The organism is Cypionkella aquatica (assembly GCF_030161095.1).
Taxonomy (GTDB): domain Bacteria; phylum Pseudomonadota; class Alphaproteobacteria; order Rhodobacterales; family Rhodobacteraceae; genus Cypionkella; species Cypionkella aquatica.
Genome location: NZ_BSPP01000010.1, coordinates 13,894 through 38,478, shown reverse-complemented (window position 1 = coordinate 38,478; position 24,585 = coordinate 13,894). Strand labels below are relative to the sequence as shown.

The 24,585-nt window shown below is 59.8% G+C and carries 21 protein-coding genes; 9 read left to right on the top strand and 12 right to left on the bottom strand.

Translation table 11 applies throughout. From position 1 onward, the window contains the following. Positions 1-539 precede the first annotated feature (539 nt). The gene (locus QQJ98_RS13080) at positions 540-869 is read left to right on the top strand and encodes a hypothetical protein (RefSeq protein WP_284326229.1); all 330 of its coding nucleotides are present in this window, start codon (positions 540-542) and stop codon (positions 867-869) included. Positions 870-952: 83 nt separating this feature from the next. Here the strand turns inward: QQJ98_RS13080 and rsmA are convergent, their stop codons facing one another. Genes rsmA through lptF form a run of 6 tightly spaced genes read right to left on the bottom strand, consistent with a single transcriptional unit; the run spans position 953 to position 8,445 of the window. Next, complete coding sequence (gene rsmA, locus QQJ98_RS13075) at positions 953-1,795, bottom strand: 16S rRNA (adenine(1518)-N(6)/adenine(1519)-N(6))-dimethyltransferase RsmA (protein ID WP_284325794.1); 843 nt, start codon at positions 1,793-1,795, stop codon at positions 953-955. Positions 1,796-1,852: 57 nt separating this feature from the next. Then, a complete protein-coding gene (pdxA, locus tag QQJ98_RS13070; protein WP_284325793.1) occupies positions 1,853-2,821 on the bottom strand; it encodes a 4-hydroxythreonine-4-phosphate dehydrogenase PdxA in 969 nt (322 codons plus the stop codon). Between the two features lie 10 nt (positions 2,822-2,831). Continuing rightward, a complete protein-coding gene (locus tag QQJ98_RS13065; RefSeq protein WP_284325792.1) occupies positions 2,832-4,031 on the bottom strand; it encodes a peptidylprolyl isomerase in 1,200 nt (399 codons plus the stop codon). Between the two features lie 42 nt (positions 4,032-4,073). After that, positions 4,074-6,218 (bottom strand): LPS-assembly protein LptD, encoded by a 2,145-nt coding sequence (locus QQJ98_RS13060; protein ID WP_284325791.1) that lies wholly within the window; start codon positions 6,216-6,218, stop codon positions 4,074-4,076. Continuing rightward, positions 6,218-7,303, bottom strand: a complete 1,086-nt coding sequence (gene lptG / locus QQJ98_RS13055; RefSeq protein WP_284325790.1) for an LPS export ABC transporter permease LptG — start codon at positions 7,301-7,303, stop codon at positions 6,218-6,220. Before lptG ends, QQJ98_RS13060 begins: the two co-directional genes overlap by 1 nt. After that, positions 7,300-8,445: an LPS export ABC transporter permease LptF gene (gene lptF / locus QQJ98_RS13050; protein ID WP_284325789.1), complete on the bottom strand. Its 1,146-nt coding sequence runs from the start codon at positions 8,443-8,445 to the stop codon at positions 7,300-7,302. The genes lptG and lptF overlap by 4 nt, the downstream gene beginning before the upstream one ends. Before the next feature lie 131 nt (positions 8,446-8,576). Here lptF and QQJ98_RS13045 point away from each other — a divergent pair, with 131 nt between their 5' ends. Together QQJ98_RS13045 and QQJ98_RS13040 are read left to right on the top strand one after the other, a co-directional pair. Next, positions 8,577-10,049: a leucyl aminopeptidase gene (locus tag QQJ98_RS13045; protein WP_284325788.1), complete on the top strand. Its 1,473-nt coding sequence runs from the start codon at positions 8,577-8,579 to the stop codon at positions 10,047-10,049. A 73-nt stretch (positions 10,050-10,122) separates the two neighbouring features. Continuing rightward, positions 10,123-10,587, top strand: a complete 465-nt coding sequence (locus QQJ98_RS13040; protein ID WP_284325787.1) for a DNA polymerase III subunit chi — start codon at positions 10,123-10,125, stop codon at positions 10,585-10,587. Between the two features lie 126 nt (positions 10,588-10,713). On the opposite strand, the gene QQJ98_RS13035 is transcribed toward QQJ98_RS13040, so the two are convergent. Genes QQJ98_RS13035 through QQJ98_RS13025 form a run of 3 tightly spaced genes read right to left on the bottom strand, consistent with a single transcriptional unit; the run spans position 10,714 to position 13,803 of the window. Continuing rightward, positions 10,714-11,286, bottom strand: a complete 573-nt coding sequence (locus QQJ98_RS13035) for a retropepsin-like aspartic protease family protein (RefSeq protein ID WP_284325786.1) — start codon at positions 11,284-11,286, stop codon at positions 10,714-10,716. Beyond that, positions 11,283-11,900 (bottom strand): MarC family protein, encoded by a 618-nt coding sequence (locus tag QQJ98_RS13030; protein ID WP_284325785.1) that lies wholly within the window; start codon positions 11,898-11,900, stop codon positions 11,283-11,285. Before QQJ98_RS13030 ends, QQJ98_RS13035 begins: the two co-directional genes overlap by 4 nt. Positions 11,901-11,955: 55 nt before the next feature. Continuing rightward, positions 11,956-13,803, bottom strand: a complete 1,848-nt coding sequence (locus QQJ98_RS13025) for an ABC-F family ATP-binding cassette domain-containing protein (RefSeq protein ID WP_284325784.1) — start codon at positions 13,801-13,803, stop codon at positions 11,956-11,958. 191 nt (positions 13,804-13,994) lie between these two features. Here QQJ98_RS13025 and ndk point away from each other — a divergent pair, with 191 nt between their 5' ends. Next, complete coding sequence (gene ndk, locus QQJ98_RS13020; RefSeq protein WP_284325783.1) at positions 13,995-14,417, top strand: nucleoside-diphosphate kinase; 423 nt, start codon at positions 13,995-13,997, stop codon at positions 14,415-14,417. Positions 14,418-14,464: 47 nt separating this feature from the next. On the opposite strand, the gene QQJ98_RS13015 is transcribed toward ndk, so the two are convergent. The 3 genes from QQJ98_RS13015 to QQJ98_RS13005 form a co-directional block, all read right to left on the bottom strand. Beyond that, entirely contained in the window at positions 14,465-14,809 is a 345-nt protein-coding gene (locus QQJ98_RS13015; RefSeq protein WP_284325782.1) for a TfoX/Sxy family protein, read from the bottom strand. A gap of 74 nt (positions 14,810-14,883) precedes the next feature. Further along, the gene (locus QQJ98_RS13010; protein WP_284325781.1) at positions 14,884-15,009 is read right to left on the bottom strand and encodes a hypothetical protein; all 126 of its coding nucleotides are present in this window, start codon (positions 15,007-15,009) and stop codon (positions 14,884-14,886) included. Between the two features lie 166 nt (positions 15,010-15,175). Beyond that, complete coding sequence (locus QQJ98_RS13005) at positions 15,176-15,382, bottom strand: heavy-metal-associated domain-containing protein (RefSeq protein ID WP_284325780.1); 207 nt, start codon at positions 15,380-15,382, stop codon at positions 15,176-15,178. A gap of 163 nt (positions 15,383-15,545) precedes the next feature. Here QQJ98_RS13005 and QQJ98_RS13000 point away from each other — a divergent pair, with 163 nt between their 5' ends. The 5 genes from QQJ98_RS13000 to glgC all read left to right on the top strand — a co-directional run bounded on the left by QQJ98_RS13000 (position 15,546) and on the right by glgC (position 24,497). Beyond that, the gene (locus QQJ98_RS13000) at positions 15,546-17,738 is read left to right on the top strand and encodes a heavy metal translocating P-type ATPase (RefSeq protein WP_284325779.1); all 2,193 of its coding nucleotides are present in this window, start codon (positions 15,546-15,548) and stop codon (positions 17,736-17,738) included. Between the two features lie 13 nt (positions 17,739-17,751). Beyond that, positions 17,752-18,147, top strand: a complete 396-nt coding sequence (gene cueR, locus QQJ98_RS12995) for a Cu(I)-responsive transcriptional regulator (protein WP_284325778.1) — start codon at positions 17,752-17,754, stop codon at positions 18,145-18,147. A 443-nt stretch (positions 18,148-18,590) separates the two neighbouring features. After that, entirely contained in the window at positions 18,591-20,981 is a 2,391-nt protein-coding gene (locus QQJ98_RS12990) for a glycogen/starch/alpha-glucan phosphorylase (RefSeq protein WP_284325777.1), read from the top strand. Between the two features lie 15 nt (positions 20,982-20,996). Beyond that, positions 20,997-23,177 carry a 1,4-alpha-glucan branching protein GlgB gene (gene glgB, locus QQJ98_RS12985; RefSeq protein ID WP_284325776.1) on the top strand — a complete coding sequence of 727 codons (2,181 nt, stop codon included), beginning with the start codon at positions 20,997-20,999 and terminating at the stop codon, positions 23,175-23,177. 48 nt (positions 23,178-23,225) lie between these two features. Next, positions 23,226-24,497 carry a glucose-1-phosphate adenylyltransferase gene (gene glgC / locus QQJ98_RS12980; RefSeq protein ID WP_284325775.1) on the top strand — a complete coding sequence of 424 codons (1,272 nt, stop codon included), beginning with the start codon at positions 23,226-23,228 and terminating at the stop codon, positions 24,495-24,497. The last annotated feature ends 88 nt before the right edge of the window (positions 24,498-24,585 follow it).

Here is a 24,585-nt window from a genome sequence, read left to right as displayed (position 1 = left end):
ACGCTCAGAACGGCGGCCAAAACGCCAACCGTGATCGGCCAGAGTACCGCAATGAGCGCGGCGATTACCGCCCCGAGCGTAACGACGCCTCTGACGCGGATCAGCCTTATACCAGCGGTTTCAATGTGGTCGACGAAGACGAGCATACCCTCGTCGATCTGCCAGAGGCCAACCGCCAACAGCCGCGGCAGGACAATTATCGTCGCGACAACAACCAACAGCGCGACAACAATCAGCAGCGCGACAACAATCAGCAGCGTGACAACAACCAACAGCGCGACAACAACCAGCAGCGCGACAACAATCAGCCGCGCGACAACAACCAGCCGCGCCGCCAAGACAACAATCGTCAGGAAAATCGCCCGCGCGATGATAAAAACCGTGAGCAGCGCCAGCCCCGCCACGATCAACAGCGCCAGTCTCAGCCCCGCAATGACGCTGCGCCAAGCGATCAGCCGCGCAATGATCAGCCACGCACTGAACAACCACGAAACGAACAGCCTCGCCACGAACAACCACGCAGTGAAGCGCCTCGTTTTGTGACCAGCCGCGAAGAACCGGCGGCCGAAGCACCACGCACCGAAGCACCACGCTCTGAAGCCCCACGCGCTGAGCCTCCGGTTGCTGCACCCCCCCGCGCAGAAGCACCCCGCTTTGAATCGCCCGCAGCTTTGGTTGCCCAAGTCGAAGCCGCCGCCGCTGCCCCGGTGAAAACCCGTGCCCCGCGCGCGCCAAAGCCGGTTGCCGAGGTTTTGCCGGGCTTTGAAGCCGCCCCGAAAACCACGCGTGCCCCGCGCAAAAAGCCCGCGGCACAAAGCACGGATGGCGCAGCGGATGGACCTTCGGATAAAACCGAAGCCGCCGAATAAGCCTGGCTCCGTAGCCAGATCAAGCCAAACAAAAAGCCCGCATCACGCGGGCTTTTTGCTGTCAGATGCTGCAACACAACCGTTTATCCCGCGGCGACAATCCGCGCCAAAGCACAAAACCGCTCCAACTCTATCTCTTCGGCGCGCGCGGTTGGCGGTATCCCCGCCGCCTCCAACTGCGCCTCTATTGCCGGCCCCATGCCCTTCAGGCTGGAGCGTAGCATCTTGCGGCGCTGCCCAAAGGCCATCGTGGTGATGCGGTTCAGCACCGTCTCATCGGCGGCAAATCGCGGGGCCTCCAGCCTGGTCAGATGCACCACCGCCGAATGGACCTTGGGCGCGGGCGTGAACGCCTCTGGCGGCAGATGCATCACGATCTTTGCATCACACCGCCAGCCCACCAACAAGGCCAGCCGCCCATAGTGATCGCTGCGCGGCTTCGCCACGATCCGCTCGGCCACTTCTTTCTGAAACATCAAGGTCAGGCTCTGCCAGAATGGCGGCCAGATTTTCGGCGTCAGCCACCGGATCAACAGCTCGGTGCCGACATTATACGGAAGGTTCGCCACCACCCGCACCGGTGCATTCAGATGCCCCAGTACATCCACTTCCATCGCATCGGCGTTGATAACCTGCAACCGCCCGGGATAAACCGCGCCAATCTCTTCCAACGCAGGCACGCAGCGCGGGTCTTTCTCCACCGCCAAAACCCGTCGTGCGCCCTCGACCAGCAGCCCGCGCGTCAGGCCACCGGGGCCGGGGCCAACCTCCAACACGTCGCACGCTGACAGATCGCCCGCCAGCCGTGCAATCTTCGCCGTCAGGTTCAGATCGAGCAGAAAATTCTGCCCCAACTGCTTTTTCGCCACCAGATCATGCGCCTTGATCACCTCTCGCAAAGGTGGCAATCCGTCAATCGTGCTCACAAAAAGCCCTTTCATCTGTTCTTAAATATCCCGGGGTCTGGGGCTGGCCCCAGCGGTCTACCGCAAGCGGGCGGCTGCCATCTCATGCGCCATCCGCAGCGCGGCGATCAAACTGTCTGGCCGCGCCAAACCCTTGCCCGCGATGTCATAGGCCGTGCCATGATCTGGCGAGGTGCGCACAAACGGCAGCCCCAACGTCACATTCACCCCGCCGTCGAAATCCAGCGTCTTGATCGGGATCAGGGCTTGGTCGTGATACATGCAGATCGCCGCATCATAGCTTTCGCGCGCGCGGGGATGAAACATCGTATCGGCAGAGGCTGGCCCGCGCAGATCAAAGCCCTCGGCCCGTAACCTCTCCAGCAGTGGGGTGATCAGGGTGATTTCTTCCATCCCCATCGCGCCGCCTTCGCCTGCATGCGGGTTCAGGCCCGCGACGGCCAAGCGGGGTTGTGCGACGCCAAAGTCCTGCCGCAGCCCTGCGTCGGTGATGCGGATGGTGGCTTCCAACAGCTGATCGGTCAATGCGGTCGGCACATCAGCGACCGCAATATGGATCGTCACCGGCACCACCCGCAACATCGGTGAGGCGAGCATCATCACCACCCGGTCAACCCCTGCAAGATGCGCCAGAAATTCGGTATGGCCGGGAAAGGCAAAGCCCGCGCCGTCTTTCAGCACCTTTTTATGGATCGGTGCGGTGCACACTGCCGAGGCTTGGCCCGATTGCACCAAGGCCACCGCGCGCTCGATCACCGCAATCACCCCAGCGGCATTTTCAGGTGCGGGTTGGCCGGGCAGGGCGGGGCCAGCAAAGCGGTGCGGCAACACGGGCAACAGATCCCACGCGACAGTGGCTACCTCTGCGGGCGTGGCGATTTCCTGATACGCGGCAGCGCCCAAGTGCAGCGGATCGCCGATCCAGAAAAACGGCACGGCGTCGCCCAGAACCTTGCGGGCCGCCAGCGCCAGTTCTGGGCCAACCCCTGATGGATCTCCGCAGGTCAGCGCGACAGGTAAGGTCATGCGGGCAGGCTCATGGCGTGCGGATCATCGCTTCGGTGCGGAGCTCTTCCAGATAGATATCGGCCTGAGCACCCAAAATCTGGTTGGTCAGCTGCAGCCTGACCTCATCCCGGCTCGGTTGTTCGGTTTCCGGCGGGCCACGACGGCACAGCATCAGAAACACCCGCCAACCGCCCCGGGTGATCGCGGTTGAGGATTCGCCCGCATCCAGCAGCGACAAGGCGCCCGCGACATCTTTCGGCAGTTGGTTTTGCGCCACTGTCTGCCGCGTCAAACGCTCCGCCGGAAGCCCCTTTGCGACCGCATAAAGATCATTGCAGCTGTCCACTTGCCCACGCACCTTGGCAGCCGATACGCCATCGTCCGGCACCAGAAACGTCGCGTAGTCCACAACGATGGCACCGGAAGGCTGCACCATCTCCTGTTTTTGCTCCTGCAACTGATAGATCACCACCTGATCATCCAGCACAACCGGGGCCGAGACCTGACCCGGCGCAAGGGCGCGCACGGCCTTCGCCGCATCCGGTTTCAGCTCGGTCAGCAGCATCCAATCCAGCGCGCCACCGCGCCCAGCCGAGGCTGCACTGGAATTCTGCCGCGCCAAAGTTGCGAAATCCACGCCACCGCGCAGTTGCAGCCGCAGCTTGTCGGCCCGCTGCAACGCCGCATCCCGGCCCGCACCCTTTGCAGAGATCACGATTTCAGACAGTTTGACCTGCAACGCCGCCATGGGCCGGCCATTCGCCAGGGCCCGGTCGATCTGAGTCTCCGAGATCGACACCCCGGCTGCGAATTTGCCGCGCACAATCTCGCGCCACACCAGCCCGGATTCCACGAAATCGCGGAAGGTTTCCGGCTGCACCCCATTCTGGCCAATGATCTCGACGAATTTCTCGGCGGTCAGATTGGCGCGCGAGGCGAATTCGTCCATCCCGGCTTTCAACTGCTCGGGGCTCATCTTGACGCCGAACTGCTTGGCCGCCGACATCCGCAAGCGGTCGTCGATCAACGTATCCATCGCGGCTTTTTGCAGATCGCCGGGTTGGCGCAACAGCGTCATGAACAACACGCGCTGATCAAATTCGAATTGCGTGATCGCCTGATCATTGACGATCTTTATCGGCGAAAACGGCCCGGCCGCCACGGGGGCACCAAAGCCAACCAGCGCCACTACCGCCAAAGCCATCAGTCTATTTACCGGTCGCACCATGATCACCCGCCGCCGTCCGTTTATTATGCTCAGTTCTGCAGTCTAGCGCCGACACTGGCGCGCGGGCCCCGGCGCAGAACTGCCGCCAAAGCCCAGAAGTTCCACCGAAAGCCCGAAATCCGTGGTCGGCTTCACACTAGTCGAGGACGTGAACCGACGCGAGAGAGAAAGATCGACCAGCAAACATTCGTTGCGATAGGTCAGCCCCAAGCCTGCCTTGGCGGCACGCTCGGCCTCAAAATCATAACGGCTGGCGACGCGCCCGCTCCAATTGTCGGTCAGCTTGACGCCAGTGGCCAAGGTAAGCTCGGAAATTGGGTCCGAGATCAGCGTCGCACTGTCTTCAAACCGATCTGCCTCGGTATGCACATAGCCTGTCACCACGTTGAACCGATCGCCGGTATAGGCCAACTGCACCTCGGCCTTGGTCATGTTGAACTGATCGTCGAACACCAGCCGGTTGGTCAGATTAAGCCCGGCCATTTCCAGCTGCCAAGCCGCCATCCAGTCAGAGCTGACGCCGCTCAGACCCGATGCGGTGCTGAACTGGCCCAGATCTTCGGTTCGCAGCACCCGGCCCACCGTCACCCCCAAGGTCCAGCCATTGGGGTCCAGCCGCAGATAGCTGACGCCCAAATTCGCCCGCGTGCCATTTTCAACAGCATCCGCGCCCGGAAAACGGCTCAGGTCGAAAAGGTTGGTTTCGTCAAATTCAACCAGCGCCGAGTCCTCGTTCGGGATCGAGGTGCCAGAGCGCGAGGCCAACACCAATTGCACCACAGGTTCAATCACTTGGGAAACGCCATTGGCCTGCGACTTCACCCAAGGCCAGCGCAATTCAGCGCCCAGTGCCCCATGCAGACGCGTCTTGCTGCCATCGTATTCTGCATCTTGCCCGATCAGGTAGAAATCTGCGGCGGCCTCACCCAGCACGGCGGCTTCCATGCCATTGTCCAGCAGGATATTCTTGCGCCAATCCGCCCGCAGCGACAGGCGCTGCATGTCGCGGCCATCGGCGATGCCATCCATATTGACGTCGTTCAACGCATCATTCGAGGTGCGCTCGTGGCCATGCAACTGAAACTCGAACCCGCCTTCACCGCCCAAGCTGCCCAAGGTAAAGCGGCGATGATAGGTCAGATCGCCGATGCGCGATGGCAGGGTGGCATTGTCTTCGCCGTCACGGATCGAGTGAAACGCGATCAGCCGGCCCGAGATATATTCGTTGCGGCGGGTGCGGCTGACCTCAACCCGGCTTTCCAGACGGTCAGCGGTTGGGTAGTCGTAATCCAGAATATAAGCCGGATCGCTGACCGCCTCGACGCGAAGATCCAGCTTGAAGCCGCGCGGTAGCACAAATGCGCCGGTGCCCAGAACGTAGCCGCGCGTCTCGCCCGGCATCAGCTGATCGCGTGAGACGCCGCCCGAAACCTCAAGAAAACCGGTGGTAAAGGCTTCACGGTAGCGCAGATTGACCGTGCGAGAGCCATCCGTGGTAAAGAACGGCGTGACCGTCAGATCGCGGCTATCACCCATTTTGATGAAATACGGCAGCAACAGCCCGGTGCCGAAGTTAGAGTTGTTTTTCAACACCGGCAGCAAAAAGCCCGAGGCGCGTTTCAGGCTTGGGTCAGGAATCCGCAGCCGCGGAATATACATCACCGGCAGCCGGCCCAGACGGAACTGCGCGTGATCGAAATACAGCTGTTGCTCGGCCTGATCATGCACCACGCGGCGGGCGCGAATTTCCCACAGCGGCACAGAACTGCCCGCGCAGACCTTGCAAGACGAGGCCACCACCCGCTGCAGCGACGTATAGCGGCCATCCACGCGCCGGATTTCGGCGGCGGCCATCTGCAACTGTTGCTGCAAAACCAACCGCGCCGATGTCAGCACACCTTGGGTCAGATCGGCGTCCATCTCGGCCTGATTGGCCAAGATCACCGCCCCTTTGCCATCGGTCAGCACAATCGGGCCTGCGATCAGCAAACGATCCGCCGCCTGATCATAGGTGACGCTTTGCGCGGTCAGCTTTTGGCCTTGATAGAAAATCTCGACATGGCCGCTGGCAATCAGGGTTGAATTGTCTTTGATCTGCAAGGCATCCGCCACCAAAGTGGCCTTATCCTGCGCCAAAGCGGGCAGGGCAAAACCCAAGGCGACAAGCAAACTCAGGAGGCGAAACATCAGCCATCCTCCAGATGTAGCAGCAGACCAAGCGCCAGAAAGGTTGCAGCGATGGGTGGGCTCCACGCGGCTAGCAGCACCGGGATCTGGCCATTCTGGCCCAGAACCTGCGCGAAATTGCGCAAAAAGAAGATCAGAAAGCCGCCCAGCAATGCCAGCAGCACCATCTGTCCGGTTTTGCCAAAGCGGGCGTGGCGCATGGTGAAGCCCGCTGCAATCAGCACCATCGCCGCAAGCAAGACTGGCAAGGCCAGCTCCATCTGCATCCACACCTGATAATTGCGCGCCGAAAAGCCAGCCCGCTCTAACGCCTTGATATACGAGGGCAGCGCCCAAAACGCCACAGCTGACGGTTCTGCAAACCCCGCGCGTAAGCGGTCTTGTGTCAAATCGGTCGGAAGACGAATGTCTGCAGCCGCCGCCTGCGCGGAAAGCTCGGGGTTTTGATCGGTCAAAGACCAGCGTTTCGCACCCTTCAGCAGCCATTCTCCGGGCAACAACTCTGCAGACGCGGCCTCAATCCGCTCAACAGGCGTGCCGTCGGGGGCAAAGCTGATCACGGTGACAACTTGCAACGTGGTGGCTGCGGGATTGCTCCGCTCGGCCTTGATCACCGATTGTCCGGCCTCATTGCCCTGCCGCATCCACAGCCCGTCTTCCGAGATCGACAAGACCGAGCCATTCTGCCCGCGCTGCGCCGCCAACCGATCATAGGCTTTCGAGGTCGCCGCGACCAAAGGATTGAACACCGCCACCGCAACAGCCCCGATCAACAAGGCCATCACCACAGGGGCCAGCAAAAACTGCAACCCCGACCGCCCCGCCGCGCGCACAACCACCAGTTCAGACGACCGCGCCAGACCCAAAAACAGCGCAATCGCTGACAAAATCATGATCAATGGCAGGATTTGATACAGGCTTTCCGGCACATTCAGCAGCGAAAGATACATCGCGCCGCCCAAGCTCACCCCAGACTTGCGCAGCTGATCAATCACGTCGATCAGCAGCAAAATCGCCGCAAACACGCTGAACACCAGCAGATACATCTGCAAAAACCGCCGCGCGATATAAAACGTCAGCGTCATGCCGCCCCCTCGGGTAATACCGCATCCGGGGCCGCTTGGGCAGGCCCAACCCGGCGCGGGCGCTGGGTCAACCACAACTCAAACATGCCAATCGCCACACCGATCAGCGGTGCAGCATAGGCCAGCATCCAGCCACGAGGCGCACTTTCGCCAACACTGGTCGCCACGGTTGCAATCCCCTGCACCACCAGCAGCAACGCCACCGCGACCCCCACCTGACGCCACAAGCCAAACCGGCTGAACGCCCCCAGCAGCAACGACGAAAACCCGATCAGCGCCGAAGCCAGCGCCATGAACGGCTGCCCGATCCGGCTATGGCCCTCAAACAGCAGACTGGCCGCGGTCTCGTTCACTTCCGTCTCCAGCGCGGGCGTCGGCTGCAGCAATTCAAGCGTCGAAAGCTCTGCCATATTGCGGTTGCGCGCACCCGGAGCCTCGATCAAACCCGCCATATCATAGGTGAAATCCGCAAACCGCGTCACCGACAACTGCCGCTTCGTGCCCAGCAGTTGCACCATACCATCAACCATCAGCAGCTTTGGCCCGTCGTCCGTGCGCGCGAACAACGCCTTGCGCGAGGTATATAGCGCGCGCGCCGCAGGATCACGGTCATCTGCCAGAAACAGGTCCAGCAACTCGCCCGAGGGTGCAATCTCGCGGATATACAAGGTGATGCCGTCTGACGGATGAATGAACTGCCCATCCTTCAAAAACCGCGCCGAGACGTTTTGCGAGATCGCTTCAGACCGCTCGGCCAAGGCGCTGCGGCTGGCTGGCACCAGCACATGCATCAGCACCAACATCATACCCGTGGCGATCAGCCCGAAATACCACACCGGCCGCGCCAGCCGGAACGCCGAAAACCCGGTCGCCTGCATCACCACCAATTCGGATTCCGACATCAGCCGGTTGGCAACGTAAACCGCCCCGACAAAGGCCGAAATCGGCAACACCAACCGGATCACATTCGGCAAGGTCAGCAGCGAAAACTGCAGGAAAACCACCGCCGACTGGCCATCGCCAATCAACTGGTCAAACAGCCCCACCGCGCGGTTCACCCAATAGACCGCCACCAGCACTAGCGAGAAAAACCCGAAAAGTGCTAGCAGTTGCGATAATAAATAGCGGTCGAATCTCGACACCGAACATCCTTGCCCCAAATCACTGCGCCCGAACCTAGCGGAAAACCCCGGCGGGGAAAACTGGTATCTGGCAATCCCAACCCCGCTTCGCTAGCCTGCCGCGAAACAGCGCCCATTTCGGAGAACGCCCGGTGTCCCACCCCATCGCCATCCAGTTCCAAGCCGTCGCCCTTGATGCATTGGCCACCCAGACCGGGCGCATCGCCTTGCTGTTTGATGCCGAAAAGCCCACCAGCCCGGCGGCGCGCAAGCTGAACGCCCTGACCAAAGGCGCAGTGGCGCGTGCGATGGCGTCCGAGGCGGCAGCCAAGCTGAAACCCGGCGAAAGTCTTGATCTGGCGTTTCCCACCGGGCTTGCCGCCGACGCGGTCCAACTGATTCAGTTGCCACGCCGCGCAACGATTGCCGAGGCACGCAAGGCAGGTGCAACTGTGGCCCGCGCGCTGACCCCGGCAGGCGCTGTGCTGATTGCCGAAAACCACCCGCAAGCCGCCGAAATCTCGTTCGGCCTTGCCCTGCGCGCCTATGATTTCAGCCCGCATAAATCCAGCCAACCGAAGGCCCCCGGTCCCGTCACCATCGCTGTGACAAACCCCGAAGCCGTCGCCGCAGCCGCGGCCCCGATGGCGGCCGTTGCCGAGGGCGTGTTCTTCACCCGCGATCTGGTCAACGAGCCTGCCAATATCCTGACCACAGATGATTTCGCCGCCCGCCTTGCCGCAATGCAGGAACTGGGGCTAGAGGTTGAAATCCTTGAAGAAGACCAGCTTGCCAAACTTGGCATGAACGCTTTGCTGGGTGTGGGTCAAGGCTCGGAAAGCCCGTCGAAAGTCGTCGTCATGCAGTGGAATGGTGGTCCGAAAGATCAGCCGCCGTTTGCACTGGTGGGCAAAGGTGTGGTGTTTGACACCGGTGGTATCTCGATCAAGCCTGCGGGCGGGATGGAGGATATGACGATGGATATGGGCGGCGCGGGCACCGTCGCGGGTGTGATGCGCACACTTGCCTTGCGCGGTGCAAAGGCCAATGTCGTGGGCCTTGTCGGCATCGTGGAAAACATGCCCGACGGTCGCGCCCAACGTCCCGGCGATGTGGTGCGATCGATGAAAGGTGTCACCATCGAGGTTATCAACACCGACGCCGAGGGCCGCCTCGTGCTGGCTGATGTGCTTTGGTATGCGCAGGAACGCTTCAAACCGACGGGTATGATCAACCTCGCCACCCTGACCGGGGCGGTCATCGTCGCCTTGGGCCATGAAAATACCGGCGTATTCTCGAACGATGACGCGCTCTGCAACGCTTTCCTGAAAGCCGCAGGCGCAGAAGGCGAAGGCGCATGGCGGATGCCGATGGGCCAAGGCTATGATGACAAGTTGAAATCCCGCGTCGCTGATATCGTCAATTCTTGCGGCCGCGATGCGGGCTCGATCACGGCAGCCCAATTCCTGCGCCGCTTCGTCAAAGATGAAACCCCGTGGTGCCATCTCGACATCGCAGGCACGGCGTTGCTGAAAACCGACAGCACGCTTGCACCAAAGGGTGCGACAGGCTGGGGCGTGATGGCGCTGAACCGCTTGATCCGGGATCGGTACGAGGAGAAATGACGCGACCCTTCCAGACCCAGCCCTTCCAGTTGCTCTTTTCTAAATACTCATCTTCAAAGCGGCGGGCAAAGCCATGAGCGTGGCGATGTTCTACCATCTGACCCGTTCCACCCCGCAAGCCACGATGGCAACAATTCTGCCGCGGGCTTTGTCTGCTGGCTGGAAAGTCATGCTGCGCGGCACCGATCTGGAGGCGCTGCAAAACTTGGATACCGCACTTTGGACCGACCGCGACGACAGCTTCCTGCCGCACGGGCTTGCAGGCGGGCCGCATGACGCGATGCAGCCGATCTTGCTGGGGCAGGGTGCCATCGGCAACGCCGCAGAAGGCTTGATGCTGGTGGACGGGGCCGAGACAACACCAGCCGAGGCTGCCAATCTGCAGCGCGTCTGGGTGCTGTTTGACGGTGCCGATGATGTCGCACTGGCAGGCGCGCGCCGCCTGTGGACGGCGCTGACCACTGCAGGACTTGCGGCGCAATACTGGTCAGAGGAATCGGGACGGTGGGAGAAAAAGACCGAGAAAGCCGCACGCTAGGATGGGCGACAGCCGCCACTGTCAGCGCCAAAAGCTTAACAAATCCTTAACGGGCCCCCGCTAACCCATTGATTTCTTGTAAATCGGCCCTGTGTCCACGCGTGGACACATTCAGATCAGCCGAAATCACCGCGTCAAAATCATCCTGTCGCCCGTGATCTGAATCGAGAACCGTCCCAGATAATCCATCCCCAACAACGAACCCTGCATCGCGGCCTCATTCACAAAAGCCGTGACGCCCTGATCCTCGAACGGTCCCAAAACCACGCTCTCCAAAGATACCCGCGCCGTCCGAACCACCCCATTCGCGGTCTCGGCCTGACCCAGATATTCAAGGCCCGCCAGATCAATCCCCACCGAAGCCGCATCCTCGGCCGACAAAACAATCCCGGTCGCGCCCGTATCGGCCATGAACTCCATCTCATGCCCGTCCACTTTCAGGCGCAGATAATAATGCCCGTCCTGATGCCGCGGAATCTCGACCCGCCCCGGCGAAACCACCTGCTCGGGCAGAATATCGCGGCGGATGTCGCTCCATAATCCATAGCCCGCCATCACGCCCTGAAAGATCAACCCCCAAGCCAGCGCCACCCGCATCGCCTGACCCAAACGCTGGCGATACTCGACCATGATCCAGCCCGCCACCGCAGCCAGCATCAGCCCCAGATAAGCCAGCCGCCCGAAATCCTCGCCATTCATCCAATCAACCCAGTGCCACGCACGCCATCAATCACAAACTGCACCGAAAGCGCAGCCAGCAGCATCCCCAGCAACCGGGTGATCACAATGGTTCCCGTCCGCCCCAACAACCGCTCCAACGGCGGCGAGGCGAGCAGGAACAGATAGGTGGCAACCATCATCACCAGCAACAGCGCCAGCACCGCAAAGGTGCCCGCCCAACCCGGACCAGATTGTCCGACGAGCAAGATCATCGTCGCAATCGCCCCCGGCCCGGCAATCAAAGGTGTTGAAAGCGGAAACACTGACGGATCGTGATCCGGGTCCGCCTGCTGCCCCTCACGCCGCTGAGTGCGGCGTTCAAACAGCATATCGAGGGCAGTCAGAAACAGCAAAATCCCGCCCGCAATGCGGAACGCGGGCATCGAGATACCGATGAAGCCCAGCAAAGCCTCGCCCATCAACCCGAACAGGGTCAGCAAAATCGCCGCGATAACACAAGCCCTGCGCGCCATCCGGCGACGGTGGCCAGCCTCCATGCCTTGAGTAAGAGCGATAAACAAAGGCACCAGCCCCGGCGGGTCGATCACCACGAACAAAGTGGCGAAAGCGGTGATCAGAAAAGCGCTGTCCATGCCAAAGGTTACGGGCAGCCGCGTGGTCAGGGCAAGGGGTTTTGCGAACCGGCGCTCAACCCTTGGCAGCCTCCAGCTTTTCCTGCGCTGAAACCCACATCGCTTCGGCGCGGTCCAAAGCCTCCATCACCTCGGCGTATTTCTTATTCCAAGTGTCAAGCTCGCCCTTGCGGGCATCCTCATAAAGCGCGGGATCGGCGAGTTTCTTGGCCAGTCGGTCGCGCATCTCGTTCAGCTTTTCAAGCCGTTCTTCTGATTTCTTGACCTCGGAGCGCAGGGCCTTGATTTCATCCTGACTGACCTTTTTGACCTTTTCGACTGGCTTTACAGGCTTGGCCTCTTCATCCCCCGCCAAAAGCTGGCGGCGGTAAGCCTCAAGATCTTCGGTGTAGGGGGCGACTGCGCCGCCTTTGACCAGCCACAGGCGATCCGCGACCAGACCCAACAGGTGCATATCGTGGCTGACCAGAACCACCGCGCCGGAGTATTCGGTCAAAGCCTCGACCAAAGCCTCGCGGCTTTCCATGTCGAGGTGGTTGGTCGGTTCATCCAAGATCAACAAATGCGGCGCGTCGATCGTGGCGAGCAGCAGCGAAAGGCGAGCCTTTTGACCACCCGACAAACGACCAACGGCGGTTTCGGCTTGGTCAGCCATCAGGCCAAAGCCCGCAAGACGCGCGCGCAGACGCGGTTGGCCCTCGGCTGGGCGCAGGCGCATGACGTGTTGCAGCGGTGTTTCGTCAATGATCAACTCATCCACCTGATGCTGCGCGAAATAGCCGATGCGCAGCTTGGAGGATTGCACCATTTTGCCTTCGGCGGGCTGAAGCTTACCTGCAAGCAACTTGGACAGCGTCGATTTGCCTTCGCCGTTGCGGCCCAAAAGCGCGATGCGGTCATCTTGATCAATGCGCAAGGACAGCTTTTTCAGGATCGGCGGACCGCCATAGCCGACGGCCACACCTTCCAGATTGATGATCGGCGGCGAAAGTTCCTCGGGTGCGGGGAAGGTGAACACGACCTTTTTCGCATCCTCGGGCGCGGTGATCGTCTCCATCTTTTCCAGCATTTTCACGCGGGATTGAGCTTGCGCGGCCTTGGAGGCTTTGGCTTTGAAACGGTCAACGAAGGCTTGCAGATGCGCGCGCTTGTCGGCTTGTTTGCGCGCCTCGGCTTGCAGCACGGCGCGTCGTTCGGCGACTTGGCGGGCGAATTGATCATAGGGGCCGGACCAATAGGTCAGCTTTTTGTTGTCCAGATGCAGAATGCCGGTGACGGCGCGGTTCAGCAGGCCGCGGTCGTGGCTGATGATCAGCACAGTGTGGGGGTACTTTTGCAGATAGCTTTCCAGCCACAAAGCGCCTTCAAGGTCGAGATAGTTGGTGGGTTCGTCCAGCAACAGATAGTCAGGTTGCGCGAACAGAACACCGGCGAGGGCCACCCGCATCCGCCAGCCGCCCGAGAAATCCGAGCAGGGGCGCAGTTGCGCCTCGGCATCAAAGCCTAAGCCTTTCAGGATGTTAGAGGCGCGACCCTCCGCGGACCATGCGTCAATGTCGTTCAGGCGGTGCTGAATTTCTGCAATGCGGTGCGGATCGTGGGCGGTTTCTGCCTCAATCAGCAAAGCCGCACGCTCGGTATCGGCGGCAAGCACCGTATCCAGCAGGCTGGTCGAGGAAGACGGCACCTCTTGCGCCACACCACCGATACGAGCGCGCGATGGCATCGAAATATCGCCGCTTTCCAGCGCCAGCTCTTTTTTGATGAGCCGGAACAAGGTGGTTTTGCCCACGCCATTGCGGCCGACAAGACCAACCTTATGGCCGGTGGGTATCGTGGCTGAAGCGCCCTCAAACAGCGGGCGGCCTTCGACGGAATAGGTGATGTCTTCGATTTTAAGCATGCGGCGGGGATTGCCCTAAGGGGGGTGCGGCGTCAACCGGGGAAGCCTGCTTGTCGCGTGGTTTGCACAAGATTTGCGTAGATTTGGCGCTGATCGGCGCGCGCTTGACGGCTTTTCAAGCGGCGGGACCCGTGATAGCAGGCGCGCAGACGAATTCCCGGGCGATCTCGCCCCTACTGATGGAGAGCCAAATGGCCGTTGAACGCACCCTGTCGATCATCAAACCCGATGCAACCAAGCGCAACCTGACCGGCAAAATCGTTGCCAAATTTGAAGATGCTGGACTGCGCGTTGTCGCATCCAAGCGCATCCATCTGTCGCCCGCACAAGCTGGTGCGTTCTATGCAGAACATTCCGCACGCGGTTTCTATGGCGAGCTGTGCGAATTCATGGCGTCTGAGCCGGTTGTGGTTCAGGTGCTGGAAGGCGAATCCGCGATTGCGAAAAACCGAGAAGTGATGGGCGCGACCAACCCGGCAAACGCCGAGGCTGGCACCATCCGCAAGGAGTTCGCTTTGTCGATGGGCGAAAATTCGGTGCATGGTTCGGACAGCGAAGCTTCGGCTGCACGCGAGATCTCGTTCTTCTTCTCGGGCCTTGAACTGGTTGGCTAAACGGAGTTTGAGAAGTTCCGGGCCGCGTTTCTAAAGGCAGACATCGGTCAGGCGCGGGGTTTCTCGATTACGCCAAAGAATTGCAGGGCCGCTTCCAACTCGGAGCGGCCCTGTGCTATTGAGCCGACCCGTTCGGCCTTGATGGCGTCAAAGCGCGCGCGCAAAGATTGCTTTTCAGCACCTTTACAGTCATTCCAAGGCCGCCCCTGAAGGGCCATATGCAGCACGTAATAACCGATGAAATGCGGGGTGGTGCCGGCATCGAGCAGGCGGCGATAGCCTTCATCTGCGCCGATGTCGCGCAGCTGTTCTGCGGTGAGGATGCCTGCCTTGGCGAAGGCTGCTTCAGATGCGGGGCCAAGGTTAGGGATGCTGGAGATCGGTTTGGGCATGGTGTCCTGCAAATCACTTGAGCAAGCCTAGCGGCTGGCGGCAGGTCTTGCAAAATCCGATTTCAGCTGTTGGCTTAGATCGAGGCCCAGTCGCGGAACACAACGCCGCTTTGCTGTTGGGTGGTGCTGCCTTGTTGGCCCTGCTGCTGCGGGGCCGGGGTTTGCGCGCCACTTTGTTGGGCGGGCTTTTGGGTAGACATTGGACTGCTCCGGTCGCTGGTTTGGCTTTCTGCCGTTTGATAGACTGCACCCGCCCTGCGACCACTATAGGGCCCGAACAAGGAGGGATTGCGGCCAGTTATACCTGTCGGCCGTACCCTGCAATACAAGTTGGGCGAAATTGCCTTGATTGGCAGGGATATGCTCTCACGTTTTCGCGATAATCTGCGCGGGAAAGCCGATTTCCAACAGGGCAATCAACATTGATTCGGGATCAGCGGCACCCTTCACCTCGACCCGCCGCAGCGTCAGATCGACGCTGACGGAAGTTGCACCGGGCAAGGCGGTGAGTGCCTCGGTGACCGAGGCTTTGCAGTGGCCGCAGCTCATATCGGGAACAGAAATCAGTGTCATCCTAAGCTCCATTGCTGTGCTGTAAGATGGGGGTTGCGGTGAGGGGAAGGTCAAGGGGGCGGTGTAAATTTATGTGTGAGAATTGAGACGCGGCGAAAATCTATCCGGGGGCTTGACCTTCCAGCAGCTGGAAGCCCCATATCATCAGGCGAAGGAGATTGCGATGAATATGCTGAGCCTGAGCGTTGAAGGAATGACTTGTGCCGCCTGCACTGGGCGGGTCGAGCGGGTGCTGAAAGCGCAACCGGGAGTGACGCAAGCTGTGGCCAATCTTGTGACGCGCCGCGCCGAGATCACCGTATCGGAAATGGTGGATGTCGAGGCGCTAGCCGCAGCGGTGCGCAAGGCGGGTTATGCTGCGAAGCCGCTTTCGCAGGCCGCCACGCATGATCCGTTGGTCGAACAGCGCCAGCTGTGGCGGGCGGTTTGGGTGGCCGCCGCCCTGACCTTGCCGGTTTTTATCGTGGAAATGGGTGGCCATTTCATCCCCGGTTTCCATGCGGCCTTGCACGGGCTGGTTGATTTGCAAACCCTTTGGTGGGCCGAGTTTGTCTTGGTCAGTCTGGTGCTGCTGGGGCCCGGGCATGGCTTTTTTGCTAAAGGCTTGCCTGCCTTGCTGCACCGCGCGCCAGATATGAACAGCCTTGTGGCCGTTGGGGCAGGAGCGGCTTGGGCCTATTCCAGCCTTGTGACTGTCGCGCCAGAACTGTTTCCGCAGGCGGCCCGCTCGGTTTATTTTGAAGCGGCGGCGGTGATTGTGGTGCTGATCTTGCTGGGCCGGGCGTTGGAAGCGCGTGCGCGCGGTCGGGCTGGTGCTGCGATTGCGCGGCTGGTCAAGCTGACGCCAAAGACCGCGCGCCGGGTGATGGAAGGCGGTGTGCAAGAGGTCGAGGTTGCTGCCTTGCTGCCCGGTGATCTTGTGCAAATCCGGCCCGGTGAGAGGATCCCGGCCGATGGCACGGTGGTTTCGGGCCATTCCAGCGTGGATGAAGCCATGCTGACTGGAGAGGCGATTGGGCAGGAAAAGCAGACCGGCGCGCGGTTGACGGGTGGCACAGTGAATGGCACTGGCGCGCTGGTGATGCAGATTACCGAGGTTGGGGCGGCGACGGTCCTTGCGCGGATCATTGCAATGGTGGAAGCGGCGCAGGGCGGCAAGCTGCCTGTGCAGGCGCTGGTGGACAAGATCACATTGTGGTTCGTGCCGCTGGTGATGCTGCTGGCCACGCTGACGGTGTTGCTCTGGCTGGCGTTTGGGCCGGGCGTGGCGCAAGCGTTGGTGGCAGGTGTGTCGGTTCTGATCATCGCCTGCCCCTGTGCAATGGGATTGGCGGTGCCTGTCTCTATCCTTGTGGGCACCGGCCGGGCGGCGGAACTTGGGGTGTTGTTTCGCAAAGGTGAGGCTTTGCAACGGCTTGAAAGCGTCAAGCTGATCGCATTCGACAAAACCGGCACGCTCACGGTTGGGCGACCTGTGGTGCAAGCCGTGATCGGTGGGCCCGAGGTGCTGGCCTTGGCCGCCGCAGTCGAGGCCGCATCCGAGCATCCACTTGCCGCGGCTGTTGTGGCAGAAGCCGCCCGGTTGGGTGTTTTTGTGGCACCCGTCAGCGATTTCAAGGCGGTGCCGGGGCAGGGTGCGCGTGCCAGTTTGGCGGGCGCGCAGATCAGCGTCGGCTCGGCCCGCATGTTTGCCCAGATTGACGGTGATCTTTCGGCTCGGGCAGCAGCGGCGCAGGCGCTTGGTCAAGGTGTATTGTTTGTGGGGCGTGGCGACGTCGCGATTGGGCTGATCACAGTGGCGGATCCGATCAAGCCGCAGGCCGCGGCGGCTGTCATGGCGCTGCGATCGGCGGGGGTAGATGTTGCGATGATCACTGGCGATGCCGAGGCGACAGCGCAAGCAGTGGCGCGGGCGTTGGGGATCACAAAGGTTCACGCAGGCGTGCTGCCGGATGGCAAGGCGGCGGTGGTTGCGCGCTTTGGCAGTGGGGTTGCGTTTGTTGGCGATGGTATCAATGACGCGCCTGCTTTGGCCGCGGCAGAGGTTGGTTTTGCGATGGGTTCGGGCACCGATGTGGCGATTGAAGCGGGCGATGTAGTGCTGATCACATCAGACCCGCGCTGCGTTGCAACCGCTTTGCAGCTGTCACGCGCAACCATGCAAAATATCAGGCAAAATCTGCTTTGGGCCTTCGGCTACAACGCCGCCCTAATCCCGGTGGCGGCGGGGGTGTTGGTGCCTTTTGGCGGCCCGCAACTGTCCCCGATGCTGGCTGCGGCCGCGATGGCATTGTCATCGGTGTTTGTGGTGTTCAACGCGCTGAGATTGCGCCGTTTTACCGGAGTGAAACCATGAATTGGGCCAGACTATGAATATCGCCGAAGTTGCAAAGGCCGCCGGTCTGCCCGCCAAGACCATCCGCTATTACGAGGACATCGGCTTGATCCATCCCAAGCGGGGCGAAAACGGCTACCGCGATTTTTCGGCAAGTGATCTGCACAAGCTGGCTTTTGTGGGGCGCGCGCGGTCCTTGGGCTTTTCGATTGTCGAGTGTCGGGCATTGCTGGGGCTCTACGAAGATCAAGGCCGAGCCAGCGGCGACGTCAAGGCACTTGCGATGACTCATGTGGCGCAGATTCGCAGCAAAATCGACGAACTGCGGGCGATGGATGCGACTTTGTCCAAATTGATCCAAGCCTGTCACGGCGATCAGCGCCCAGATTGCCCGATTCTGGCAGGGCTTGCAAAACCTGCAGTTGGCTGAGCTTTAGCGTCAGCACATCGTTTTCTTGCTGTCGCGCAAAAATTTAAGCGACCAAGGTTGTGCTGGGCAAAAACCGAGCCGTGCAACCGGCCGGTGTGCGATGGGTTTTGCAAAACGTGATGCAGTTTTGTGCAGAAATAGAGCTTTTGCTGCAATTGAGATCAACTGCCGAATACGGTTGGCAAAGCGTACGAGGCGTTTCTGACACGCGACTTGGTTGTACTCAAAGCGGTTTGATCGCAAAAGCCTTTCTTGTTGTTAGAAAAAAATGGTGAATTCTGAAATTGTTTGCGGTAACAAGAAAGCGGTTTGAAAGATTTATACTCGGACTGGGTAATGGGATTGCGACGGCGTGCTGAGAGACGGGCGCGGTGCTTGCTTGACCCGACTTTGGATAGAGATAGGCTTTGTGCCAACAGTAACCATACGATGTGGAACACATTTTGACAGAGACGAACTTTACGCCCGCCCTGCTGAAATCCGACGTGCTGCGGCATCTGACCTTTACGCTGGGCAAGGATGCTGCAAACGCCAGCGGCTATGATTGGCGCATGGCGCTGTCGTTTGCCATTCGCGACCGGATTATGGAGCCGTGGTTTGCCTCGACCCGCCGGACCTGGGCCGAGGATCGCAAGCGGGTGTACTACCTGTCGATGGAGTTTCTGATCGGGCGTCTGCTGGAAGATGCCACCGTCAACCTTGATCTGCGCGACATCTCTGAGCAGGTGATGCGCGAGTTGGGTCAGGATTTCCACACTCTTGTCGAAGGCGAGCCTGATGCTGCTTTGGGCAACGGCGGATTGGGCCGCTTGGCGGCGTGTTTCATGGAAAGCATGGCAACGGTAGGCTGCCCGGCCTACGGCTATGGCATCCGCTATGAGCACGGCCTGTTCCGGCAAAGTTTTGAGCGTGGTCAACAGGTTGAGATGCCCGAAGACTGGCTGTCGCAGACCAACCCATGGGAATTTGCCCGCCCAGAAAGCGCGTATGTCATCCCGTTCAAGGGCAATGTCGAGATGCGGGACGGCAAAGAGTTTTGGGTTCCGGGCGAGACGGTGCTGGCGTCGGCTTATGATACGCCGGTGATCGGCTGGCAGGGCAAATGGGCAAATACGCTGCGCTTGTGGTCGGCAAAACCAACAAAGCAATTCGATCTGGAGCGTTTCAATCGCGGCGACTACGCCGCAGCGGCCGAGCCAGAGGCTTTGGCGCGCACGCTCAGCCGGGTGCTTTACCCCGATGACACCACATATCAAGGCAAGGAATTGCGCCTGAAACAAGAGTTTTTCCTGACCTCGGCTGCGTTGCAAGATATCCTGCGCCGCTTCAAAACCCGTCATTCTGATCTGCGCAGCTTGCCAAAGCATGTGGCAATCCAGATGAACGACACCCATCCTGCGATTGCGGGCCCAGAATTGATCCGTCTGTTGGTCGATGAAAATGGCATGGGCTTTGACGATGCGCTGGACACCGCGCGCGATTGCCTTGGCTACACTAACCATACGCTGCTGCCCGAGGCTCTGGAGCGGTGGGCGACATTTACCTTTGGCAACACGCTGCCGCGCCATATGCAGATTGTCGAACGGATCGACAGCTGGCATCGACGCACCTTCAGCCCGCCGCATTACATTGGCATCGTCAAGCATCAAGAAGTGCGGATGGGCGAGCTTGCGTTTGTGATGGCGCATAAGGTCAATGGCGTCTCGGCGCTGCACTCTGACTTGGTGAAGAAGAACCTGTTCCCCGAGTTGGACGCGCTGCATCCGGGTCGGATTATTAATGAAACCAATGGGGTGACTCCGCGCCGTTGGTTGAAAATGTCCAACCGCCCTCTGTCGGGTCTGATCACCGAAGCGATTGGCGCAGGCTGGGAAGATCAGCTTGATCGCTTGAAAGAGCTTGAGCCTTTGGTGGACGACAGCGCCTTCCGCGCCAAATTCGACGCGGCCAAGCGGGCGAATAAAATCGCGCTAGAGGCTTGGATTGCGCAGGAATGTGGTGTCAAAGTCTCGCCGGATGCGCTGTTTGACGTGCAGGTGAAGCGCATCCACGAATACAAACGGCAGCTGCTGAACATTCTGCAAACCGTCGCGCATTATCAGCGCATCAAGGCGAATCCCAAAGCGACATGGGTGCCACGCGTTAAGATTTTCGGTGGCAAATCTGCGCCGGGCTATGCGGTTGCTAAGGAAATCATCCATCTTATCAATGATGTGGCGCAGGTTATTAATGCGGATCCCGAAGTTGGTGATCTGCTGAAAGTGATCTACCCAGCCAATTACAACGTCAGCATGGCTGAGCGTTTGGTGCCTGCGGCCGATCTGTCAGAACAAATCTCGACAGCCGGCAAGGAAGCATCGGGCACCGGAAACATGAAGTTTATGATGAACGGTGCGCCAACGATTGGGACGCTGGACGGCGCGAATGTTGAGATTTTGCAAGAGGTTGGTGCCGAGAACTTCTTCCTGTTCGGCCTGACCACCGACGAGGCGATGAAGCGGCGTGAAGATCCCGACCAATCGCGCAAGGCGATTGATGCCAGCCTCGCGTTGCAAAACGTCTTGCAGGCCGTCGCCGAGGGCCAGTTCAGCCCTGATCAGAAGGACCGCTATCATGGGCTGGTACACCGGGTTTGGCACCACGATTATTTCCTTGTCGCGGCGGATTTCGACTCGTTCGATGCGGCGCAAGATAAGGTGGATACTGCCTATGCGGATCGTCAGGCTTGGATTAAAATGGCGGCATTGAACACGGCGCGCTCGGGTTTCTTCAGTTCGGATCGCACCATTCGCAGCTATATGAAAGACGTCTGGACGATCCCATCTGCCCTTTAATATCAAGAGGTTGCCATGACTGATCTGCTTATAGACCCAGGTGCCGCGCGTGCGATTGCCGAGGGGCGTCATGGTGACCCTTTCTCGGTATTGGGGTTGCAGAAACGCGGTGGCAAGTGGGTGGTGCTGGGCTTTGATCCCGGTGCAGAGCGGTTGTTCGTTTTGCCCGGCAAAGCGGGCAAGCCGGTGGAAGCAACGCCGGTCAACGGCGCGCCGGGACTGTTTGTCGCCGAGCTTGCGCGCAAATCGGACTATCGTTTGCGCTGGCAGGGCCATGGCGCAGAATGGGAATGTGAAGATCCTTTCGCCTTTGGTCCAGTTCTGGGCGAGTTGGATGAGTATCTGCTGGGCGAGGGCAGCCACAAGCGGTTGTGGCAAGTGCTGGGCGCGCATGTGATCAGTCATGAGGGCGTGTCCGGTACGCATTTCGCAGTCTGGGCCCCGAATGCAGAACGTGTTTCGGTGGTCGGCAACTTCAACCAATGGGATGGCCGCCGCCATCCGATGCGCCGTCGTGGCGGCACTGGGGTGTGGGAGACTTTCCTGCCCGCCATTGCCGAGGGCGAGGCCTATAAATATGAAATCCGTGGGCCGGGCGGGACCTTGCTGCCGCTGAAGGCCGATCCTGTTGGTTTCGGATCGGAGCACGCGCCGAAAAATGCAAGCGTCGTGCGGCAGATTGAAAATCCGACTTGGCATGACGCCGATTGGATGGCGACGCGCGGCGAAAAGCAGACAATTGACGCGCCGATTTCGGTGTATGAGGTACATCTTGGCAGTTGGAAGCGCGCGCCGGGCGACCGGATGTTGTCGTACACCGAGCTTGCAGAACAGCTCGTCGATTACGTCGTCGACATGGGCTTTACCCATATCGAGTTGATGCCGATTTCCGAGTATCCGTTCGATGGCTCTTGGGGCTATCAGCCTGTCGGGCTGTTTGCGCCGACCATCCGGCACGGTACGCCGAACGAATTCCGCGCTTTCATGGATGTTGCCCATCAGCGCGGCATTGGCGTGTTGCTGGATTGGGTGCCGGGACATTTTCCGACCGATGCGCATGGTTTGGGCCGCTTTGACGGCACGGCTTTGTATGAACACCAAGACCCGCGCGAAGGTTTCCATCAGGATTGGAACACGCTGATCTATAATTATGGCCGGGTCGAGGTTTCCAACTATCTTGTCTCTAACGCGCTGTATTGGCTAGAAGAATACCACATGGATGGGCTGCGCGTCGATGCGGTGGCCTCTATGTTGTACCGGGACTACAGCCGCGAGGCAGGCCAGTGGGTGCCCAACAAAGACGGCGGGCGCGAAAATTACGAAGCGATTGCGGTGCTGCAAACCATGAATATCACGGCTTACGGTGAGGTCGGTGGCGTGATGACGGTGGCCGAGGAAAGCACGGCTTTCGCGGGCGTATCGCGTCCTGTGAACCATGGTGGGCTGGGCTTTGGCTTTAAGTGGAACATGGGGTGGATGAATGACACCCTGTCTTACATGCACAAAGATCCGATCTATCGCCGCTTCCATCACCACCAGATGACCTTTGGTTTGCACTACGCTTGGTCGGAAAACTACATCTTGCCGATCAGCCATGACGAGGTTGTGCACGGCAAAGGCAGTATGCTGGAGAAGATGCCGGGCGATGGCGACCAGAAGTTTGCAAATCTGCGTGCCTATTACGGGTTCATGTGGGCGCATCCGGGCAAAAAGCTGTTGTTTATGGGCTGCGAGTTCGCGCAGGGCAAAGAGTGGAACCACAATCAATCGTTGGATTGGCATCAGCTTGAAATCCCGGCGCATCAGGGCATGCAAAACCTCGTCCGTGATCTGAACAAGGTTTACCGCGATGTGCCTGCGCTGCACGTGAATGATACGCGCCCAGAGGGCTTCGAGTGGATCGAAAGCAATGACGCTGAAGCCGGGGTTTACGCTTGGCTGCGCAAGGGCAAGCCCGGCGATCCGATGGTGGTGGCGCTGGTGAATATGACCCCGGTGGATCGGGCTTACCGCGTTGGCCTGCCTGCGGGTGGGCAATGGTCTGAGATTTTGAACACGGATGCTGCGGTTTACGGAGGAGGTAACCGCGGAAATCTGGGGGGCGTTACGGCAGATGCGATACCGCATCATGGCCGCGCGCACTCGGCTTCGGTCAACCTGCCGCCCTTGTCGGCGGTTTGGCTGAAGCAAGCTTGAGATGAACGCATAAAAGCGGGTGCAAGCCTGCGTAAAGGGAGGACTACGATGCAACCAAGACCCAATGCCCGTCTGTCATCGCAGGCTATGGCTTTTGTTCTGGCCGGGGGGCGCGGCTCTCGGCTGAAAGAGCTGACCGATCGGCGCGCGAAACCTGCAGTGTATTTCGGCGGCAAGACCCGGATCATCGACTTTGCTTTGTCAAATGCGCTGAATTCCGGCATCCGCAAGATGGCGATTGCGACGCAGTACAAGGCGCACAGTTTGATCCGCCACATGCAGCGCGGCTGGGGGTTCTTCCGGGCAGAGCGTAACGAATATCTGGACATTCTGCCGGCGTCCCAGCGGGTGGATGAAAATAAATGGTATCTCGGCACGGCCGATGCTGTGGCGCAAAACATTGATATCGTTGATTCCTATGGCGTTAAATACATCGTCGTTCTGGCTGGTGATCACATCTACAAGATGGATTACGAGGTGATGTTGCAGCAGCATGTTGACAGCAAAGCGGATGTCACCATCGGCTGTCTGACCGTGCCGCGCATGGAGGCCACGGCATTTGGTGTCATGGCGGTCGATGCGAACATGAGGATCACGTCGTTTCTTGAAAAGCCCGCTGATCCGCCCTCAATCCCCGGTGATCCAGAGAACGCTTTGGCATCAATGGGGATCTATATTTTCGATTGGGCCTTCCTGCGTGATCTGTTGATCCGCGATATGGCGGATGACAATTCCAGCCATGATTTCGGCAATGATCTGATCCCTGATATCGTGAAAAACGGCAAGGCCGTGGCGCATAAGTTTGCCGACAGTTGCGTGAAGTCTGGGTTGGAGACTGAACCCTATTGGCGTGATGTGGGGACGATCGATGCGTTCTGGCAGGCCAATATAGACCTGACAGATTTTGTGCCGAAGCTCGACATCTACGATCAAAGCTGGCCGATCTGGACCTATTCGGAAATCCTGCCGCCGGCCAAGTTCATCCATGACGAGGAAACCCGGCGTGGGATGGCGGTGTCGTCGCTGGTGTCGGGGGATTGTATCGTCTCGGGTTCGGAAGTGCGCAATTCGCTGCTGTTCACCGGCTGTCGCACCCATTCGTTCAGCACGCTGGATTATGTCGTGGCGCTGCCGCAGGTAGTGGTCAATCGCAATGCCGAGTTGAAGAACTGCGTTATTGATCGCGGCGTGATCATCCCGGACGGGCTGGTTGTCGGGCAAGATCCCGAGATGGATGCCAAGTGGTTCCGTCGCACGGATTCTGGCATCGTGCTGATCACGCAGGATATGCTTGACGTTCGGGCGAAGGCATTGTCCTGACGCCCGCAGGGCTGATAGGCTGGAGAGGGTTAGACCCTCTCCAGACCTCACCCATCCTGTCTTCACCCTGAGATATTTGAGCACAGAG

What these genes read in the sequence shown, in the direction of transcription:
- QQJ98_RS13040 (WP_284325787.1), top strand. Translation starts at nt 10,123, where the DNA reads ATGAGCGTGGCGATGTTCTACCATCTGACCCGTTCCACCCCGCAAGCC.
- ndk (WP_284325783.1), top strand. Translation starts at nt 13,995, where the DNA reads ATGGCCGTTGAACGCACCCTGTCGATCATCAAACCCGATGCAACCAAG.
- glgB (WP_284325776.1), top strand. Translation starts at nt 20,997, where the DNA reads ATGACTGATCTGCTTATAGACCCAGGTGCCGCGCGTGCGATTGCCGAG.
- cueR (WP_284325778.1), top strand. Translation starts at nt 17,752, where the DNA reads ATGAATATCGCCGAAGTTGCAAAGGCCGCCGGTCTGCCCGCCAAGACC.
- QQJ98_RS13015 (WP_284325782.1), bottom strand. Translation starts at nt 14,809, where the DNA reads ATGCCCAAACCGATCTCCAGCATCCCTAACCTTGGCCCCGCATCTGAA.
- QQJ98_RS13065 (WP_284325792.1), bottom strand. Translation starts at nt 4,031, where the DNA reads ATGGTGCGACCGGTAAATAGACTGATGGCTTTGGCGGTAGTGGCGCTG.
- pdxA (WP_284325793.1), bottom strand. Translation starts at nt 2,821, where the DNA reads ATGACCTTACCTGTCGCGCTGACCTGCGGAGATCCATCAGGGGTTGGC.
- QQJ98_RS13000 (WP_284325779.1), top strand. Translation starts at nt 15,546, where the DNA reads ATGAATATGCTGAGCCTGAGCGTTGAAGGAATGACTTGTGCCGCCTGC.
- QQJ98_RS13060 (WP_284325791.1), bottom strand. Translation starts at nt 6,218, where the DNA reads ATGTTTCGCCTCCTGAGTTTGCTTGTCGCCTTGGGTTTTGCCCTGCCC.
- QQJ98_RS13010 (WP_284325781.1), bottom strand. Translation starts at nt 15,009, where the DNA reads ATGTCTACCCAAAAGCCCGCCCAACAAAGTGGCGCGCAAACCCCGGCC.
- QQJ98_RS13035 (WP_284325786.1), bottom strand. Translation starts at nt 11,286, where the DNA reads ATGAATGGCGAGGATTTCGGGCGGCTGGCTTATCTGGGGCTGATGCTG.
- QQJ98_RS13005 (WP_284325780.1), bottom strand. Translation starts at nt 15,382, where the DNA reads ATGACACTGATTTCTGTTCCCGATATGAGCTGCGGCCACTGCAAAGCC.
- QQJ98_RS13025 (WP_284325784.1), bottom strand. Translation starts at nt 13,803, where the DNA reads ATGCTTAAAATCGAAGACATCACCTATTCCGTCGAAGGCCGCCCGCTG.
- lptG (WP_284325790.1), bottom strand. Translation starts at nt 7,303, where the DNA reads ATGACGCTGACGTTTTATATCGCGCGGCGGTTTTTGCAGATGTATCTG.
- QQJ98_RS13030 (WP_284325785.1), bottom strand. Translation starts at nt 11,900, where the DNA reads ATGGACAGCGCTTTTCTGATCACCGCTTTCGCCACTTTGTTCGTGGTG.
- glgC (WP_284325775.1), top strand. Translation starts at nt 23,226, where the DNA reads ATGCAACCAAGACCCAATGCCCGTCTGTCATCGCAGGCTATGGCTTTT.